24 protein-coding genes and 1 tRNA gene are annotated in these 15,438 nt (G+C 68.9%); 21 read left to right on the plus strand and 4 right to left on the minus strand.

Annotated features, from left to right (window positions below):
* Positions 1-24: 24 nt before the first annotated feature.
* Both OG294_RS13665 and OG294_RS13670 read right to left on the minus strand, forming a co-directional pair.
* Positions 25-1,509 (minus strand): Cys-Gln thioester bond-forming surface protein, encoded by a 1,485-nt coding sequence (locus OG294_RS13665; RefSeq protein ID WP_327066758.1) that lies wholly within the window; start codon positions 1,507-1,509, stop codon positions 25-27.
* A gap of 641 nt (positions 1,510-2,150) precedes the next feature.
* Positions 2,151-3,074, minus strand: a complete 924-nt coding sequence (locus OG294_RS13670; RefSeq protein WP_327066759.1) for a single-stranded DNA-binding protein — start codon at positions 3,072-3,074, stop codon at positions 2,151-2,153.
* A gap of 623 nt (positions 3,075-3,697) precedes the next feature.
* On the opposite strand from OG294_RS13670, the gene OG294_RS13675 reads away from it, so the two are divergent.
* Both OG294_RS13675 and OG294_RS13680 read left to right on the plus strand, forming a co-directional pair.
* Positions 3,698-3,770, plus strand: a tRNA-Arg gene (locus tag OG294_RS13675).
* A 113-nt stretch (positions 3,771-3,883) separates the two neighbouring features.
* The gene (locus OG294_RS13680; RefSeq protein WP_327066760.1) at positions 3,884-4,864 is read left to right on the plus strand and encodes a tyrosine-type recombinase/integrase; all 981 of its coding nucleotides are present in this window, start codon (positions 3,884-3,886) and stop codon (positions 4,862-4,864) included.
* Between the two features lie 22 nt (positions 4,865-4,886).
* Here the strand turns inward: OG294_RS13680 and OG294_RS13685 are convergent, their stop codons facing one another.
* Both OG294_RS13685 and OG294_RS13690 read right to left on the minus strand, forming a co-directional pair.
* Positions 4,887-5,087: a hypothetical protein gene (locus OG294_RS13685; protein WP_327066761.1), complete on the minus strand. Its 201-nt coding sequence runs from the start codon at positions 5,085-5,087 to the stop codon at positions 4,887-4,889.
* Positions 5,088-5,255: 168 nt separating this feature from the next.
* The gene (locus OG294_RS13690) at positions 5,256-5,648 is read right to left on the minus strand and encodes a hypothetical protein (RefSeq protein ID WP_327066762.1); all 393 of its coding nucleotides are present in this window, start codon (positions 5,646-5,648) and stop codon (positions 5,256-5,258) included.
* A 183-nt stretch (positions 5,649-5,831) separates the two neighbouring features.
* On the opposite strand from OG294_RS13690, the gene OG294_RS13695 reads away from it, so the two are divergent.
* From OG294_RS13695 to OG294_RS13785, 19 genes are all read left to right on the plus strand, one after another.
* The gene (locus tag OG294_RS13695) at positions 5,832-6,143 is read left to right on the plus strand and encodes a helix-turn-helix domain-containing protein (protein WP_327066763.1); all 312 of its coding nucleotides are present in this window, start codon (positions 5,832-5,834) and stop codon (positions 6,141-6,143) included.
* An 18-nt stretch (positions 6,144-6,161) separates the two neighbouring features.
* The gene (locus OG294_RS13700; protein ID WP_327066764.1) at positions 6,162-6,434 is read left to right on the plus strand and encodes a hypothetical protein; all 273 of its coding nucleotides are present in this window, start codon (positions 6,162-6,164) and stop codon (positions 6,432-6,434) included.
* Between the two features lie 77 nt (positions 6,435-6,511).
* Positions 6,512-6,802 carry a hypothetical protein gene (locus tag OG294_RS13705; RefSeq protein WP_327066765.1) on the plus strand — a complete coding sequence of 97 codons (291 nt, stop codon included), beginning with the start codon at positions 6,512-6,514 and terminating at the stop codon, positions 6,800-6,802.
* Entirely contained in the window at positions 6,799-6,975 is a 177-nt protein-coding gene (locus OG294_RS13710; protein ID WP_327066766.1) for a hypothetical protein, read from the plus strand. Before OG294_RS13705 ends, OG294_RS13710 begins: the two co-directional genes overlap by 4 nt.
* A complete protein-coding gene (locus OG294_RS13715; RefSeq protein WP_327066767.1) occupies positions 6,972-7,265 on the plus strand; it encodes a hypothetical protein in 294 nt (97 codons plus the stop codon). Before OG294_RS13710 ends, OG294_RS13715 begins: the two co-directional genes overlap by 4 nt.
* Positions 7,265-7,702: a hypothetical protein gene (locus tag OG294_RS13720; RefSeq protein ID WP_327066768.1), complete on the plus strand. Its 438-nt coding sequence runs from the start codon at positions 7,265-7,267 to the stop codon at positions 7,700-7,702. Before OG294_RS13715 ends, OG294_RS13720 begins: the two co-directional genes overlap by 1 nt.
* Positions 7,699-8,610, plus strand: a complete 912-nt coding sequence (locus OG294_RS13725; RefSeq protein WP_327066769.1) for a hypothetical protein — start codon at positions 7,699-7,701, stop codon at positions 8,608-8,610. Before OG294_RS13720 ends, OG294_RS13725 begins: the two co-directional genes overlap by 4 nt.
* Positions 8,610-9,743, plus strand: a complete 1,134-nt coding sequence (locus OG294_RS13730) for a recombination directionality factor (protein ID WP_327066770.1) — start codon at positions 8,610-8,612, stop codon at positions 9,741-9,743. The genes OG294_RS13725 and OG294_RS13730 overlap by 1 nt, the downstream gene beginning before the upstream one ends.
* Positions 9,740-10,576, plus strand: coding sequence for an exonuclease domain-containing protein (locus OG294_RS13735; RefSeq protein WP_327066771.1), 837 nt, complete (start codon positions 9,740-9,742; stop codon positions 10,574-10,576). The genes OG294_RS13730 and OG294_RS13735 overlap by 4 nt, the downstream gene beginning before the upstream one ends.
* Positions 10,577-10,599: 23 nt before the next feature.
* Positions 10,600-10,827 (plus strand): LuxR C-terminal-related transcriptional regulator, encoded by a 228-nt coding sequence (locus tag OG294_RS13740; RefSeq protein WP_327066772.1) that lies wholly within the window; start codon positions 10,600-10,602, stop codon positions 10,825-10,827.
* Entirely contained in the window at positions 10,803-11,369 is a 567-nt protein-coding gene (locus OG294_RS13745) for a hypothetical protein (RefSeq protein WP_327066773.1), read from the plus strand. Before OG294_RS13740 ends, OG294_RS13745 begins: the two co-directional genes overlap by 25 nt.
* Positions 11,366-11,596, plus strand: coding sequence for a hypothetical protein (locus OG294_RS13750; protein WP_327066774.1), 231 nt, complete (start codon positions 11,366-11,368; stop codon positions 11,594-11,596). Before OG294_RS13745 ends, OG294_RS13750 begins: the two co-directional genes overlap by 4 nt.
* Positions 11,593-11,946, plus strand: a complete 354-nt coding sequence (locus tag OG294_RS13755) for a hypothetical protein (RefSeq protein ID WP_327066775.1) — start codon at positions 11,593-11,595, stop codon at positions 11,944-11,946. Before OG294_RS13750 ends, OG294_RS13755 begins: the two co-directional genes overlap by 4 nt.
* Before the next feature lie 97 nt (positions 11,947-12,043).
* Positions 12,044-12,670: a RusA family crossover junction endodeoxyribonuclease gene (locus OG294_RS13760; RefSeq protein ID WP_327066776.1), complete on the plus strand. Its 627-nt coding sequence runs from the start codon at positions 12,044-12,046 to the stop codon at positions 12,668-12,670.
* Positions 12,667-12,975: a WhiB family transcriptional regulator gene (locus OG294_RS13765; protein ID WP_327066777.1), complete on the plus strand. Its 309-nt coding sequence runs from the start codon at positions 12,667-12,669 to the stop codon at positions 12,973-12,975. The genes OG294_RS13760 and OG294_RS13765 overlap by 4 nt, the downstream gene beginning before the upstream one ends.
* A complete protein-coding gene (locus tag OG294_RS13770) occupies positions 12,972-13,199 on the plus strand; it encodes a hypothetical protein (RefSeq protein WP_327066778.1) in 228 nt (75 codons plus the stop codon). Before OG294_RS13765 ends, OG294_RS13770 begins: the two co-directional genes overlap by 4 nt.
* Positions 13,199-13,720, plus strand: coding sequence for a single-stranded DNA-binding protein (gene ssb, locus OG294_RS13775; RefSeq protein WP_327066779.1), 522 nt, complete (start codon positions 13,199-13,201; stop codon positions 13,718-13,720). Before OG294_RS13770 ends, ssb begins: the two co-directional genes overlap by 1 nt.
* 97 nt (positions 13,721-13,817) lie before the next feature.
* Positions 13,818-14,723, plus strand: a complete 906-nt coding sequence (locus OG294_RS13780; RefSeq protein WP_327066780.1) for a hypothetical protein — start codon at positions 13,818-13,820, stop codon at positions 14,721-14,723.
* Between the two features lies 1 nt (position 14,724).
* Complete coding sequence (locus OG294_RS13785; protein WP_327066781.1) at positions 14,725-15,429, plus strand: ATP-binding protein; 705 nt, start codon at positions 14,725-14,727, stop codon at positions 15,427-15,429.
* The last annotated feature ends 9 nt before the right edge of the window (positions 15,430-15,438 follow it).

Below are 15,438 nucleotides of genomic sequence, written 5' to 3' on the forward strand. Positions count from 1 at the left end.
GGCGATCGGTGCGGGCGATCGGCGTCAGGCCGTGGTGCGGCTGTGACGGCCCCGACGACGCATCGTGTAGACCGCGCCACCGCCGAGTAGGACCAGCGCACCGGCGACACCGGCGATCAGGCCGGAGTTGCTGCCGCCACCGGTGAAGGCGAGGGTCTTGCCGTTCGTGCTGGTCGGGCTGGCCGAGGCGCTCGGGGCCACGACGGCCGGGCTGCTGGCGCTGGCCGAGCTGCTCGGGGTCGCGGTGGCCGGGCTGCTGCTGGAGCTGCTCGGGGTCGCCGAGGTCACCGGAGTGGCCGAGGTGCTCGGGCTCGGGGAGTGGCTCGGGGCGACCTGGCAGTTGCGGATGCCCTGGAACTCCTGCTGGCCCTTGGGGCCGGTGACCTTGATGTCGTAGGCCGCACCCTCGCCGACCGGGACGACCTCGCTCTGGGTCTGGCCCGGGGCGACCGTGAGGGACGGCATGCCGCTGCCCTCGTCGGTCACACCGACGGTGAAGGGCTGGTCACCATTGTTGGTGGCGGTGACGACGACGCCGCTCTTGGTGCAGTCGACCATCGCCGAGAAGGCGAGGACCGGACCGGTCGGCGCCCAGGTGGCGGTGGCACTGGCGGTCACGGTGTCGGTCTGGGTGCCCGCGAGGATCAGCGTCTGGCTGTGGTTCGAGGGCGTGTAGCCGAGGCTGGTGAACGCACGACCGACCTGGACGTCGGCCGACGCCTTGGCGCTGACCGTCGCCGTACCCGCGTTCGCGCCGGCCGGGGCCTTCACGAAGAGCTGGTCACCGTTCTGGACGGGCTTGGTCAGGGCGCCGCTCTGGTCGGACAGAACGTTGCCGCTCTTGTCGGTGAGGACCACGCCGGCCGCACTGGAGGTGCTGTCGAGCGAGGCGCTGACGGAGTTGCCCGTGCTGGCGACGGTGATCGGGCCGAGCAGCGAGCCGCTCTTGCCGGAGACCGACGACGGGGACAGGGTCAGCGAGGGAGCCGGCTCCTTGACGTCCTGCACGTGGCTGATCAGGTAGCTGGCGAGGGTCGCGGCGCCGGCGTCCAGCGGGACGGCCTTGACGTGGTCCGAGAAGTGCCAGATCGCAGCCTGGGTACCGGCGGCGGCCTCGTTGGCGTCGAGCGAGGGGACACCGACCTCGCTGCCCAGCTTGTGGAGGTCGGAGACCTGCGGGTACGAGTTCTGCAGGATCCAGTTGATCTTGCCGGCGTCGGGGTTGGTCGCCAGCGAGGTGCCGGACCAGGCGGTCTCCTGGTACTTGGCGTGCGGCTTCGTCTCCATGTTGAGATCGATGCAGTACGTGTCGAACTCGGTGCCGTCCGCGTTCTTGAGGACGATCAGACCGCCGCCGGCGTTCCAGTCACCGTCATTGATCTTGATCTGGCCGCCGAACTTCAGGCCGTCCTGAAGTGTCGCGGTCGCTCCGGCACCGGTGCCGCCATCCGCGACGGCCGCACCCGCCAGAACGAACCCGCCGCCGACCATCATGCTCGACGTGAGCATGACAGCAGCTATGCGGGAGATACCCCGCCGTTGCATGTGGTACATGAAGGACCCCTCCGGGCAGGGCCGCGCCCATGACGGCCCGCCGCGCAATGCCGCGCCCATTGTGGCGCCGCCGCACTTGTCTGAACCAGACGCATCATATGGAGAACCCAGGGCGCGCAAACCGAAATTCCAGGGGTTGCGACTTCCGTATCGGAATTGTTATCAAGCCGGTTGCTCGGGCGGCAGACTGACGGGTCGCCAGATATTCGTCACTTTATCGACTCTCTGACCCGCCAATGCACGATGCCCGACGACTAGTGTCGATGAAAGCTCAACTAACGCTCAAGAGCTAGAGCCAGTCTGATCGATACCGTCGTGCAGTGGTTGCTACGCGCACTAGCCGCCCGGCACTTCGCCCACCTGCGCTTCGAGGCTCCGGAGTTTGGGTCGGCACTTGCTCCGCAGCCCCGGCACGAGGGTGGGGGAGACAGCAGAGGCGGAGCACCCCACGGCGGACTCGCACCACCCCGCCGGCCTGACGCCCCGCCGGCCACCGCCCCGCCCGACACTCCCTCAAGCCCCACCCCTCGCCAACCTCTCACCCCTCTCGTCCTTCTCGCCGCTCCTGCCCCTGCCCCCTCCTCACCATCACTTCCTCACATCGGCACCACCTCTCCCGCCCAACCCGCCTCGTCCGGCCCCCCGGGCGACCCGGTTCCGACCTGCGAGCCCACCTCCGCCGGCCCGACCAGCCCACCAGCAGCGCGACTTGCCCTGGCCGCCGCGGCCGAGCGGGGCGGTCGCTCCACGGCGGGGCCACGCACGCTCCGGGCCGGCCGAGTGGCACGCGACACCCCCACCGCTCCAGTTGCCGCCGGAGCCACCGGCACCCCGCCCTCCGCTGCCCCGCCCACCCCTCCAACTGCACCCGCTCCAGCCGCTGCTCCGCCCGCGCCTCCTCCCGCCATGCCGGCCGGCTCGATCGCCACCCGCCGCGCCGGCGACGCCAGCGCCGCCGCACCACCCCCGGGGCTTCGACCCGCAGCCCCGACCCCCTCCAACTCCCCTGCAGCGACGGAACCTCCCGCCACCACCGACTCCGCCCGGCCGGCACCCGCCGTGGCCGTCGCATCGGCCGCCCGGTGCGCCCGGACCGCCTCCACGATCCACTCCGGCACCGCCTCGCCGACCGGCTGCGCCGGCGTCAACTCCGCCCTGCCGCGGACCGCCCAGCGGAAGGCCGAGGTGCCCCGGCCGAGGTCGTGGCCCACCACCCGTGCATCGATCTCCACCACCGATCTCCGCTTACCGCCGTCCTCCCACTCCCGCACTCGCAGCCGCCCACTGACCACCACCGGATCGCCCTTGCCGAGCGAACTCACCACATTCGCCGCCAGCCAGCGCCACGCGTTCACCGTGACCCAGTTGGTGTCCCCGTCGACCCACTCACCGCGCGCCCGGTCGTAGCGCCGCTCCGTCGCCGCCAGCCGGAAGTTCGCCATCGGCACCCCGGCGGCGGTCTGCCCGTAGCTCACCGTCGAGGCGACATTTCCGATCATCGTCACCAGAGTCTCGTTCACGGCATGCCCTCGCATTTCTCGTGTTTCTCCTGCACCGGGAGAATTGACCTGCTGTCGACGATGTTGCCCCGTCCCGCCACAACTGCGGTGAATGGATTTGATTTCTGTGGATAACCAAGCCCCTGTGGATAAATTTGCCATCCCTTGGTGATATTATTTCCATAATTACCTAGGATGGCGTTCTGCGTCCATGACAAAAGCCCCCGCCCCCTCCCCCGCCCACCCCTGAACGAGTGGCCGCAAGGACGCTCTGTCCACGTCATCCGACCGGAGGAACCGAAATCTCACCCCACGCCGCCGCTGCTCAACCGTCACGTTCCCAGCACACCCCGCTACCAGCACGGCAGGTCCATAACGGGTGAGGAGACATCACCGTAACGACTGCACAACGTCCGGCGGCAACACCCCCCACAATGCTGCACCATGCCTCTCCACCTGCGATTATCAGACCGCTCTCGCGAGGCCGACACACCCATCCCGGCGGTGGAAAGCCGAGCAAGGCAGCGCCACCCCCTTATCCTGTCCCCGGCAGGGCAAGGGACTCCTCAACCCCACCCCAGGGGATTAGGCACCGGACGCTCACAAGGCCCCACCCGCCCCGCCCCGGGCCCAACGCCCGCCCCGCCCCCGTAGCTCAGCGGATAGAGCAGGTGCCTTCTAAGCACTTGGCCGCAGGTTCGAGTCCTGCCGGGGGCACAAACAGGCCCTGACCAGCAGGAATGCCGGTCAGGGCCTTTGTCGTAGAGCACGCACAGCGCAATCGCGCCAAGTGCCTAGACGATCTCTCATCGCAGCCCTAGCGTGGATCCATGGCACAGACCTCCCCCGCCGCCCAGCCGTCCGAGCCTGCCGCCGACATCCTCACCCCCCTCATCGAGTCCTGGCTGCGCTCGCTTCGAGCCGCCAACAAGGCCGCCGGAACCGTCAAGGTGTACGAGCGATCCGCGCGCGGCTTCGCCCGCTACCTCCCCAGCTACGTCCCCGAGCAGGGCGCCCAGCCCACCCCCAAGGACGTGGGGGACATCGACCGCGACCACATCGAGCCCTACATCACTGCCATGCTCACCGCCGGCCTCAAAGCGTCCGCGAACCAGCAGTTCCGCAGCCTCAAGACCTTCTTCAACTGGCTGGTCGAGGAGGAGGAGATCAACCGATCCCCGATGCGCAACATGAAGCCGCCGGAGGTTGGCGAGACTGAAGTGCCGGTCATCCCGGACGACGCCCTGAGGAAGCTGCTGAAGTCCTGCTCGGGGCGCGACTTCGAGTCCCGTCGCGACATGGCGATCCTGATGCTGTTCATCGACACCGGGGTGCGCCTGTCCGAGCTGACCGAACGACAGGTCAAGCACATCGACCTGGACCTGATGGTCTTCCACGTCCTCGGCAAGGGCGACAGGCAGCGCGCCGTTCCCTTCGGCCGCCAGGCTGCCCAAGCCATCGACCGCTACCTGCGGGCCTACGCCAAGCACATCAAGCGGCCCCTGGACCCGGAGGGCAGCGATCCTCTGTGGATCGGCATCAAGTCGAGGCGGCCCTTCACGATCTCGGGCGTGGGCGCAATGGTCGAGCGCAGGGCCGCAGCGTGCGGGGTCCCGCACATCCATCCTCACCAGTTTCGGCACACTTTTGCCCACCAGTGGAAGCTGAACGGGGGCAACGAGGATGCGCTGATGCGGATCACTGGGTGGAGGTCCCGGGAGATGCTGGGGCGTTACGGGGCGTCGGCGGCGGTGGAGCGCGCCCGCCAAGAGCACCGCGATCTCAGTCCGGGCGACCGACTGAACGGGTAGTCGGCCGCCCTGCGCCGGCCCCCTACGATTCTGTGGAGGGCCGGCGCATCCATGCGCCCGAGCTGAAGCGTTCCTGCAGGAGTGCCTGGAGTGCTTGGACCGCCGCGGCCGGGTCGTCGCTGTCGAGGGCCACGTCGATGGTTTCGGGGGTCTCGACGAGGGCGGCGTGGGTTTGTTCGTCGAGCGGGATGTAGTGGAGATGAACGTCGGTCGTGTCCTGCACGTGACCCCCTTGTCCCCGCGCGTGGCGCCAGGCAGGAGGCATCGAACGCGCGTGCGATATGCACGAGGCGCTGATCAGCGTACGCGCGTCCACCCGCCATGTGGAGGGGTTTGAGCGCCTGCGCACTGATACCGGAGTGATCGTTTCCGCATCGTGATGCAGATCACGTCAGGTATCAGAACCTTCGCCCCTACCCAGCACCGAGTCAATAAACTCCTGCGTTCGGGGCGCAGTTTGGGGGCGCGCGGAGCCCTCGTGCGCAACCCTGACTGACACACCGTCGGTGTCGTAGCCAGAGATCGTGATCCCGATGAACTGCTCGGCGGCAGCCTGGGCAACGAGTTCGCGCGGCTTCCCCAGGCCGACCGCCAAGGCGCTGACGAGTTCCGGGCTCACGGTGTACGAAAGCCTTTTGATGATCTTGCCGATCAGCGACTTGCCTGGCGAGTAGCCGGTGGCCGGATCCACCGCCCGCTCAGCGAAGGTTCTGACGCTGTACGTACGACCCGGGCCAACCTGTTCGCATACCAGCTCAGTGAGCGCATCGCGTCGCCCTGTCATCAGATACACCTCTCGCGCGTCCACATCGTGGCAGTCACGTATCTAGCTAACGCCAAGGTCAGCGGACAACCTACAGGCACGCCCAGCTCTCATTGTCCACGGACATGGACGGCCGGCGACAGACCTGCGGTGGACATGACCGAAACTTAAGGTGTCCGCAAACGTGGACAGAGGTCGAGCGCTGTGCTCTACTTGTCCTTGTCCACGGACGCGGACAAAGATTCGGAGACACTCGTGCCACCTCCCCGCTGGCGCATAGCCGACTGCGAGCTCATGAGACGCCTCATGGCCCGCGCCCCCGGCGGCAGATCACTGCACGTCAGAGATCTTGCACGCGAGGTAGGGCTCAGCAGGAGCAAGGTCTCCGCGCTACTCACCGGCGAACGCCCGCTACTGGACGAAACCAAAGCGCACCTCATCAGCGAGGCCCTCGGCGTCCACGCCGGCGCCATATTCGACCAGCCGCAGTCCCCGTCCACGGACGAGGACTTCTAGCCAAAGGGCATATGCCAAATGGACCCCACTGAGCGCACCCTCCGCGCCAAGCTCGCCGCCCACGTCAGCTGGGCCAACACCCCCGACCCTGCCAGCCGCACCGCCAAGGCCCGCGCCGCGCAGCTGACCCGCTTCGAGCGCGAGGTCGACCCCGACAACCAGCTGTCGGACGAGGAACGAACCCGCCGCGCCGAACACGCGAAGAAGGCCTACTACACGCGCCTCGCGCTCCGATCCGCACAGGCCCGACGTATCAACAGGGGTCTGCAGGGCGGCAAGAGCGCCGCCTGAGAAACAAAGCGGGCCGCCCGGTTGCGACCCGGACGACCCAGGCCCACCCCACCAACCATCACGAAGAGGAGCAGGCCATGAGCCAGCTTACCGATCACCGGCCGACGGTGACCGTCGGCACCTTGTACGACCTGAACGAGCAGTACCTGGCGAGCCGTACGCACCGCGGCCTGTCGGTTGGCAGCCGCAGCGAGGTCCGGGAGGACGGCCAGCGGTTCGGCCTTGGCGGGCTGGACTGGATGCTCGTCACCCCCACCGCCGTGTACAAGGTCGTCACCGCCGAGGACGAGGTTCTGCCGGACCTGCCGGTGGTCCGCGACGGCTGGCCGTACGGGCTCACTTCTGGCACGTCGGAGGTGGCGGCATGACCGCGGCCCAGATCCACAAGGCTGCCCAGCGCTACGGCTGCTCGGACGCCGAGATGGCGCTCATGTCCGACTGGATGGACGACCACGGCGCCCCCTGCGAGTGGGACGAGGACATCGAGGCCGGCTACAAGAAGGCCTTGGATGAGCTTCACGCGGCGGAGGCTACGTCATGACGCTCCATCTGCTGCACCGTCGGCCTCGCCGCCGGTTCGCTGCGCTGGCCCCGGATCCGACGGCGTGTCACTGCGTGATCCGCCACCCGAGGACCGTGGACGAGTTCGAGCAGCTGCGCGACGAGGCCCTGCTCGCCCTGATCGGCGGCAACGAGGACCTCTTTCGCCACCTGCAGGCGCGGCTCGTCACCCCGTGCTGCACGACCCGGCTCCTGTGCCCGTGTGGCTGTGGCCGGACCCCGGGCCAGCACAACCCTAATGTCACCGGCGAGTTGAGGAGCGCGGCCTGATGCGCACACCTGAGTGGGTCAAGCGGCGTGCCGAGATGCTCCTCGGCAGTGCCGCCGGTACGTCGGCCGAGATGGTCGAGCTGCTCGACGAGGCCGGTCTGCTCCTGCCCGCAGCGAGTGTGGTCCCTGCTCCGTATCCGATCACGGTCCGTCGAACGGGCTTGGGCGTCGAGGTGAGCACCTTGGCTCTCTTCTCCGCGCTGATCGCCGCGCTGGCCGCCGAGAGCGCCGAGGACTCCGAGGGTCTGGCCGGTGAGCTCGCGGAGATCGACGCCGCGTCCGGCCCGGAGCGCGACGAGCTGCTCCGCACGCTGGTCGACCGTCTCGGCGGCGCCACCCAGTCTCTCGGCGCGACTGCGGCGCGGGGCCTGGCGGAGCGGCTGCTGACCGCTGTCGGGCCCGTCCTTCCGAACCAGCAGGATCGGAGCGCGGCGTGACCGTGACCACCGAGGCCGGAGCGAAGGCCCCGGCCGGCCGCCGGCGCCCCGCGAAGGCCGCCCCTGCCGGTGAGGAGCGGATCCCCCGGCCCTCGCAGGGCTGGTACCGCGACCCGATCACCGGAACCAAGCTCCGCCGCGTCACCACCATCCTCAGCCAAGGCTGCTCCAAGGAGCCGCTCGTGTTCTGGTCGGCGAACTTCACCGCCCAGACCGCCATCGACAACCTGCCGCAGCTCGTCGCCAGTTCACGCACCCGAGCTGATCGCGAGGAGTCGTACGACTGGCTCCGGAAGGCGCACATCCGGCGCAAGGACGAGCGCGCGGATGTCGGCACGGCCGTTCACCGGCTCATCGAGGCTCACATCCTCGGTACGCCCATCCCCGCGGACCTGCTGAACGATCAGGAACTCGCCCCGTACGTCGACAACTTCTCGGCGTTCATCCGCGAATGGGAGATCGAGTTCGAGGCGTCCGAGATGGTCGTCGGGAACTACGAGGACGGCTACGCCGGGACGCTCGACTATCTCTACCGGTCCCGGATCGTTGCCAGTCTCCTCGGTGTTCGGCCGGACACCCTGTTCGAGGGCGACACGAAGACCGGCGGCGAGTTGGACGTCAAGGGCGTCTATGCGGAGGCCGGCCTGCAGATGGCCGCGTACCGCCGGGCAACGGTCTGCTGGCTGCGGGACGGGACCCAGATCCCCATGCCGGCGGTCCACTCCACGGGGATCGTGCTGCACCTGCGGCCCGAGGGCTACCGCGTCGTCCCCGTCCTGTGCGGTGACGACGTGTTTGAGGCGTTCCTCGTCATGAAGCAGGCGGCCGAGTGGGCCACCGGGCTGTCGAAGACCGTCGTCGGCACTCCCCTGACCATTCCTGTCGCATCCGAAAAGAGGGCCGCCTGATGGCTGGACGCATCCTCACCATGCAGCGCCAGGCCCGCGAGCTGGGCCGGCTCCGTTCCGGTGAGTACAACGGCAAGTACCCGACGACGTCGGAGACGTGGATCGTCACCTCGCACGCCCCGCACTATCTTGAGGCCGCCGCCTCACTGTGGGGCGGGAGGGTCGAGAGGTGGCAGCCGCTCGGTTCTGGCTCCCAGCAGTGGCGGGTCGTCACGAAGGCCAAGTCGATCGACGCGATCCTGCCGCCAGGGGACCCGCTGTCGCAGGCCAACGAGATGTGGTCCAAGGGCGGCTGCGCCAGGCGGTGTGATGGGGTCACCGAGCAGTTGTCGGACCGGCCGTGCCTGTGCCTGGCTCAGCACGGTGAGGGCTGGTTCGAGCGGAAGAAGGGCACGGTCTGCTCGCCCACCACGCGGTTGAACGTCATGCTCCCGGATTTGCCTGACCTTGGGGTGTGGCGCATGGAGACGCACGGCTACTACGCGGCGAATGAGATCGCCGGGCAGATCGACATGCTGCTATCCGCGACGGGCGGCAAGGCGCTGGTGCCGGTGTCGCTGCGGATCGAGCCTCGTCAGCGGGTGGCGAACGGTGAGACGAAGAAGTTCCCGGTGATCGTGGTTGAGGTGCGGGGAATGACAGCCCGGCAGGCGTTGGCCGGCCAGGTTCCGCAGATCGCGATCGAGGGCGGCAAGGCTGCTGTCCCGGAGCGGGCTGCGATCGAGGCTCCGGCTGCTCCGGTGGGTCCGCCGAAGGACTTCCTGGTGCTGGCGAGGGCTGCTCAGTCGCCGCAGGAGTTCGAGGCGATCGTCACGGAGGCCAAGGATGCTGGCGCTCCTGCTGACTACCTGGCCAGGCTGGCCGCGGTCGGCGATGAGAAGCGTACAGCGGCGGTCAGCTCACAGAGGCGGGCGCCTCAGGCCGAGCCGGCCGAGGAGATCATCGAGCCTGAAATCGTCTACGACCCGACCGATGTGTGGTTCCAGATCGTCGCGGCGGCCGGAGCGCGGGGCTGGTCGACCGACCAGATCGAGGAGCAGTTCGCCGAGTTCTCCGGCGGCACGATGCCGGGCTCGGCGGAGACGTCGCAGCTGCGGGCGTTCCTCAACCGACTGAAGGCGGGTGCGCGATGAGCTGGCACCTGGGTCCTCGCAGCGCCTTCGACCTGGAGACGACGGGGGTGAACGTCGAAGAGGACAGGATCGTCACCGCCGCCGCGATCCGCATCAACGGAGCGGTGGTCACGCCCCGCACTTGGCTGCTCAATCCGGGCGTCGAGATTCCCGCCGGTGCGACTGCCGTACATGGCATCAGCACCGAGCAGGCACGCGCCGAGGGTATGGATGCGGCGAAGGGCGTCGAGGAGATCGCCACCGAGGTTGCCGAGATCGTCACGGCTGGGGTGCCGCTCGTCGGCCACAACGTGTCGTACGACCTTACGCTCCTCGACCGTGAGTGCCGGCGCTACGGTCTGGGCGGCTTGGAGGGCTTCTGTGGCCGCCCGATCCGGCCGGTGATCGACACCCGGGTACTCGATCAGCAGGTCCTGACGCGACGCAAGCGGGTCTCGGCGGAGCAGGGTGCCCGGGTCCTGAAGACGGTGGCGCAGGTCTTCAGGGTCGCTTGGAACGACGACGAGGCGCACGGCTGCGAGTTCGACGCGATGGTGTCGGCGCGGGTCGCGTGGTGGATCGGTGAGATCGCGCACCGCGGGCCGTCCGGCTATCCAGCGTGGGTGCTGTCTGACCGGTACGCCCAGTTCGGCAGCGTCGCGGGCTTGTCGCTGGACGAGCTGCACGACCGGCAGGTGGTGTGGGCCAGGGAGCAGGCCGCGTCGCTGCAGGAGTGGTTCCGGTCGGCTCCTGCGGAGCGTGGCGGTGACCCGAAGGCTGTGGTCGACGGCTCGTGGCCCATGCGTCCTTTCCGCCCGGCGGTGGCGACGGGCGGGGTCGCCCTCCCGCCGTAACTCCCGAGCTCGCGGGCGAGCAGGTGCAGGTTCTGTCCCTGCTCGCCCGCGGCGCGGATTTCCCGCAGATCGCCAAGCGGCACGGCCTCCCCGTCGCAACGGCCCGCGCCCATCTCCGCGACGCGATGACCACCCTCGGCGCCGCCAACGCCACCCACGCAGTCACCCTCGCGATCGCCGCCGGACACCTGCCCGCTGACGTCGCCAACCCCCAGGAGCAGGAACCATGTTCAGATCGAAGATCCGCATAGCCGAGCTTGAAGCCCTCGCCAGCTACCTGCGCCAGGAGCTGGACGCCGAACGCGCCAAGAACGAGCAGAGCACCGTCGGCCCCAGCGACCCGGACTGGGAGGCGATCGGCAAGCAGCTCGCACGGGACCGCGTCCAGGCCGACCGTGCCGCGAAGTGGGAGATCGCCAAGCTGGAGCAGCTCATCCAGGACTGGGTAGAGCTGGCGGCCTCCGGCCAGCGTCGTCTCCTTCGCGTTCTGCGGGCGTGCGCCCGTTACCGGCGCGAGATCAGCGAACTCCGAACCGTCAACAGAGAACTCCAGGACGCCAACACCGGCCTGACTGAGCGGCTCGACAGGGTTGAGGGCCCCGACCGGGCACTCGGACTCGCCCGGCCCATCGGTGACGACGCCGCTTCACAGATCGCCGACCTGCAGAAGCGACTGGCGGCGAGGACCGCGCAGCTCCTGGCGCTCGAGGACGAGCGGGCCCTGCTGCAGCGGGCCAACGAGGCCGCGGACTGGGCCGCCGGACCCGCCACACGCTTGCAGGCCGCGTCATGAGAGCCGCGCTTGGTCTGACCGGCCAGGTGGCTGCCGCGCTCAGTGCCGCCGCGATGCTCCTGGGCCGCCGCGGTCAACGCCCGCTGGCCGGCGCTCCGTTCGGCGTCCTGCAGGCCTTCCACCCGTGCCCGCACTGCGACCGCCAGACCGCGCACGTCATCCACTCCAGCGTCTGCCGCACCTGCACAGACTGCGGCCACCACACCAACCCGGGAGACCTGCTGTGAGCATCACCGCCTGGTGGCGTGGCCCTGGCCGGCGCCGCGCCGTCGACCGCATCCCCGTCCTCACCAACGAGCGGGACCTGTGGATCCTCCTCGCCCTGCTCCTCGCCGCCGAGAACGCCAAGATCAGCCGGGAGCGGGACACCACCGCCGCGGTCGCCAATCTCCTGGCGGCCGACATCAAGCAGCTTCAGGCCGACCTTCAAGAGCTCCTCGGCGAACAGGCTGAACTCGCGGCCTGGCGCACCGAAGCGGCCGACCCGAAGGCCATCCGCGAGATGACCCTCTCCCCGGTCTGGGGCATGGACGGCTTGCGCCCGCTCATCCCCAGGCAGCCCGGCCGAGCCGCGTGACCCACCTCCTGCTCCACCACCCCGCCGTAGACGCCGTGATCCTCCTCGGCGTCGTCGGCGCCACCCTCACCACACTCGCCATCATCTGGAGCCCCCCGTGACCAGCCTCCTCGAACCGCCCATCAGCACCCGGCCCCACCTGCTGATCACCGTCCACGGCACCCCCGCCGGCCAAGGTCAGATCTCCTTCCTCGGCAAGGGACGGCCCGCCATCCACACCAACCACGCCACGCTCAAGCCCTGGCGGCGCACCATCGTCGAAGCCGCCACCGCGGCTGCCGAAACCCACGTCTACCTGCCGCCACCCAACGCCAAGAACTGCGTCACCTGCGGCATCGCCAAGCCCCGGCACGGCGCCAGCAGCCACAAGTTCACTGCGGGCAAGGACGCCGCCAAGTGCCACGCCTGCGGCCGGGAACGGAAGCGCCACGGCCTCCTCGGCGGTCCCCTCGGGCTCTCCCTCACCGTCACCGTCGAGCAGTCCATGGCCTCGGCGAAGCGCGGCGACGTGTGGCCCGACAACAACACCACGACGGATATCGACCACCACGCCCGCGCCGAGCTCGACGCACTCACCGAGGCGGCCGTCTGGCACGACGACGGCCAGGTCGCATTCCTTACCGTGGCCAAGGTCTTCCCCACCACCCCGCACCCGGACGCCCTGCCCAAGCCCGGCGCCGTCATCCGCATCTGGAAGCTCGACGGAACGGGGGCAGGGCGATGAGCAAGCCGGTCCGGTTCCTCTACGACGCCTCCGCCCCCGCCTGGCACAAGCGCGCCTACTGCCGCTACTACGACCCCGAACTGTGGTTCGCCGACGGCACCGGCAAGACCGACGGCTACAAGACCCTCGCCAAGGCCAAAGCCATCTGCGCCGCCTGCCCCGTCCGGCAGTTCTGCCTGGACGACGCCATGCGGCAGGAAGGCGGCATCGCCGCCGAAGGACGCCACGGCATCCGAGCCGGCCTCACCCCCGCCGAGCGGCACAACCTCCACCGTCAGACCACCAGAAAGAAGGCCGCAGCATGACCGCCCCGAACCGGCCGCCCCTGTGCGACCCCGTCGACCGGCCCGAAAGCTACCCCCTCGGCGTCACCGCCAACACCCCGGACGAGCAGTTCAGAGCCCGGGCCACCCTCAGGCGCTGCATCACCGACGACACCGAACGCCTCCAGTTCCTCCAGATGCTCGGCCTCGCAGCCGACGACACCCCCGCCCGCAGCCCGCGCCAACACCGAAGGACAGCAGCCTGATGGCCAACGAGACCATGATCACCGTGTGCGGCAATGCAGTCGAGGACGCGCAGTTGAGGTTCACGCCCTCTGGCGCTGCGGTAGCCAACTTCCGCATCGCCTCCACCCCGCGCACCTTCAACAAGCAGACGAACGCCTGGGAAGACGGCGAGACCCTCTTCCTCCGCGTCAACGCCTGGCGGGAGCTGGCAGAGAACATCGCCGCCTCGATCGCGAAAGGAACCGCCCTGATAGTCCAGGGCCGGCTCAGGATGCGCGAGTACGAGAAGGACGGCCAGAAGCGGCAGTCGTTCGAAATCGAGGCCGACGATGTCGCCGTCTCCCTGCGCCGGGCCACCGCGGTCATCACGAAGGCCCAACGCGGCCAGTCCGGCGGACAGCAGGGGCAGCAGCGCCAGGCGCCGCAGCAGGACCCGTGGAGCCAGGGCGGCGCACCGCAGGGCGGCTGGGGTGGCAGCGGGCAGCCGGCCGCCCAGGGGTGGGGCGCGTCGGGTGCGGCCCCAGGCGAGCCCCCTTTCTGATCTGCGCATGCCAATAGTGCTCGGCCGGCGGAGTAGTCCGGCCGGGCCCACCCCGGCGCCCTCACGCCCCCGCCCGCACTGTCCGAAAGAAGCACCGATGCCCTGGTTCAAGATCGACGACGGGTTCCACTGCCACCCCAAAGTGTTCGCGGCCGGCACCCCCGCGATCGGCCTCTACGTCCGCTGCGGGTCCTGGGCCGCACAGCAGACGAGCGACGGCATCGTGCCCAAAGCAGTGGCCCGCATGTACGGAACACCCCGCATGATCCGCGCTCTTATAGACGCCGGCATGTGGCACGAGAAGGGCCACGGATGCGAGTCGTGCCCCCAACTCGATGCCAACTCGTATCTGATTCACCAGTACTTGGCTTTCAATCCCTCGCGTAATTCCGTCGATGCCGAGCGTGCAGCCAAGACCGAAAGACAGCGGCGCTGGCGAGAGGGACGACGGGTAAACGGCCAGTTCACAGACGGTGCAGGCCGCGAACCGGACGACGATGGAGACGCCCATGTAGACGCGTCTACACCACCGTCTGTAGACGCGTCTGTAGACCCCCCTGTAGATGCCACCCCGACCCGACCCGACCCGTCCCCAACTACCTCTTCTAACGAAGAGGTAGGAGAACGTCCGCAGCCAGAGGCTGCCGACACTCAGCCAACCCGAGTCGACGTCGAGCGGGCATGCCAAACCCTCGCCGACCGCATCGAAGCCAACGGCAGTCGCAGGCCCGTCATCAACAAGCGCTGGCGCGACGCAGCCCGCCTCATGCTCGACCGCGACGGACGAACCCTCGACCAACTCCTCGCCGCCATCGACTGGTGCCAGAAGGACGAGTTCTGGCGCACCAACATCCTGTCGATGCCCTCCCTCCGCAAGCAGTACGAGCGGCTACGCCTCCAAGCCCAGCGCCAGCAGGAAGGCCCCCTCGGCCGCACCGGCACCGGTGGCTACCAGCCCTACAGCAACCCCGTCGACCAGTCCGCCTACGACGAGTGGAACTGACATGAACAAACCGCCCGACCTGACCGCGAACCGGCTCCCCGAGATCCTCGCCAACCACGGCCACACCCCGCAGCAGCTCCTCGCCGACGCCACCCACGACCCGTACGGCGAAGCCGGCGAAACCCTCGAAGCGATCACCGACACCGAGAACCGCATGCCGCACCACTACCGGACCGCCGTCGCCACCGACCCGACGATCGTCGCCTGGGCCGACCAGCTCATCGCCGGCGCCCGCGCCAACCAGAGCAAGACCCATGCCCTGCGCCCGTACGTCCAGCACGGCCCGTCGCTGCTCCTCCTCGGCATAACCGGCGTCGGCAAGACCCACGAGGCCTACGGCACCCTGCGGCACATCGCCTGCGCCGGAATCCGCTCCGCATGGCGCGCCACCCCCGCCGCCGACCTGTACGCCCTCCTGCGCCCGCGGCACAACGTCGACTCCGAGGCCGAGTTCCGCAAATTCGCCGATGCCCGCCTGCTGCTCATCGACGATCTCGGCGCAGCGAAAACGACCGAGTGGACCGAAGAGATCAACTACCGGCTCGTCAACCACCGGTACGAACACGAGCTGCCCACCGTGATCACCTCGAACCTCGCCCCCAAGGAACTGGCCGCGGCCCTCGGCGAGCGCGTCTTCAGCCGGCTCTCCGAGATGTGCCAGCGGATCGTCCTCAAGGGCGTCGACCGGCGGCGGGAAGCGGCATGAACCCCGCCA

The organism is Kitasatospora sp. NBC_01302, assembly GCF_035976515.1.
Taxonomy (GTDB): Bacteria; Actinomycetota; Actinomycetes; order Streptomycetales; family Streptomycetaceae; genus Kitasatospora.

What these genes read in the sequence shown, in the direction of transcription:
- OG294_RS13665 (WP_327066758.1), bottom strand. Translation starts at nt 1,509, where the DNA reads ATGCTCACGTCGAGCATGATGGTCGGCGGCGGGTTCGTTCTGGCGGGT.
- OG294_RS13680 (WP_327066760.1), top strand. Translation starts at nt 3,884, where the DNA reads ATGGCACAGACCTCCCCCGCCGCCCAGCCGTCCGAGCCTGCCGCCGAC.
- OG294_RS13690 (WP_327066762.1), bottom strand. Translation starts at nt 5,648, where the DNA reads ATGACAGGGCGACGCGATGCGCTCACTGAGCTGGTATGCGAACAGGTT.
- OG294_RS13700 (WP_327066764.1), top strand. Translation starts at nt 6,162, where the DNA reads ATGGACCCCACTGAGCGCACCCTCCGCGCCAAGCTCGCCGCCCACGTC.
- OG294_RS13705 (WP_327066765.1), top strand. Translation starts at nt 6,512, where the DNA reads ATGAGCCAGCTTACCGATCACCGGCCGACGGTGACCGTCGGCACCTTG.
- OG294_RS13710 (WP_327066766.1), top strand. Translation starts at nt 6,799, where the DNA reads ATGACCGCGGCCCAGATCCACAAGGCTGCCCAGCGCTACGGCTGCTCG.
- OG294_RS13715 (WP_327066767.1), top strand. Translation starts at nt 6,972, where the DNA reads ATGACGCTCCATCTGCTGCACCGTCGGCCTCGCCGCCGGTTCGCTGCG.
- OG294_RS13720 (WP_327066768.1), top strand. Translation starts at nt 7,265, where the DNA reads ATGCGCACACCTGAGTGGGTCAAGCGGCGTGCCGAGATGCTCCTCGGC.
- OG294_RS13730 (WP_327066770.1), top strand. Translation starts at nt 8,610, where the DNA reads ATGGCTGGACGCATCCTCACCATGCAGCGCCAGGCCCGCGAGCTGGGC.
- OG294_RS13735 (WP_327066771.1), top strand. Translation starts at nt 9,740, where the DNA reads ATGAGCTGGCACCTGGGTCCTCGCAGCGCCTTCGACCTGGAGACGACG.
- OG294_RS13745 (WP_327066773.1), top strand. Translation starts at nt 10,803, where the DNA reads ATGTTCAGATCGAAGATCCGCATAGCCGAGCTTGAAGCCCTCGCCAGC.
- OG294_RS13750 (WP_327066774.1), top strand. Translation starts at nt 11,366, where the DNA reads ATGAGAGCCGCGCTTGGTCTGACCGGCCAGGTGGCTGCCGCGCTCAGT.
- OG294_RS13765 (WP_327066777.1), top strand. Translation starts at nt 12,667, where the DNA reads ATGAGCAAGCCGGTCCGGTTCCTCTACGACGCCTCCGCCCCCGCCTGG.
- OG294_RS13770 (WP_327066778.1), top strand. Translation starts at nt 12,972, where the DNA reads ATGACCGCCCCGAACCGGCCGCCCCTGTGCGACCCCGTCGACCGGCCC.
- ssb (WP_327066779.1), top strand. Translation starts at nt 13,199, where the DNA reads ATGGCCAACGAGACCATGATCACCGTGTGCGGCAATGCAGTCGAGGAC.
- OG294_RS13780 (WP_327066780.1), top strand. Translation starts at nt 13,818, where the DNA reads ATGCCCTGGTTCAAGATCGACGACGGGTTCCACTGCCACCCCAAAGTG.
- OG294_RS13785 (WP_327066781.1), top strand. Translation starts at nt 14,725, where the DNA reads ATGAACAAACCGCCCGACCTGACCGCGAACCGGCTCCCCGAGATCCTC.